Source organism: Lacinutrix sp. MEBiC02404, assembly GCF_053601575.1.
In genome coordinates this window covers 1-283 of the sequence record NZ_JBSHNV010000214.1, presented here as the reverse complement: position 1 = coordinate 283, position 283 = coordinate 1, and the positions used below count along the sequence as shown (strand labels likewise).

Sequence of the window (283 nt, the reverse complement as noted above, 5' to 3'; positions counted from 1 at the left end):
AGTTGCAAGATCCGCAATAGGAGCAGTAACATCTGTAATTACTATGTTTTGTGTTTGTGTGGAAGCATTCAGATTAACATCTGTATATGTCCAAGTTACCAGGGTTGTTCCTTGTGTTGTAATAGGAAGTGATGCATCGTTCGTAACAGTAACTATTCCACCACAATTATCTGTTGCCGTTGGTGGCGTTAAAGTCGTTACTTCACATTGTGCCGTTACATTAGCTAAAGTTGCAAGATCAGCAACAGGAGCAGTAACATCTGTAATTACTATGTTTTGTGTT

General features: G+C 38.9%; 1 protein-coding gene. It reads right to left on the bottom strand.

The features are described 5' to 3' along the window. Positions 1-283, bottom strand: a 283-nt coding sequence (locus ACVCXO_RS13925; protein WP_452230195.1) for an HYR-like domain-containing protein, incomplete at both ends; no start/stop codon positions are given.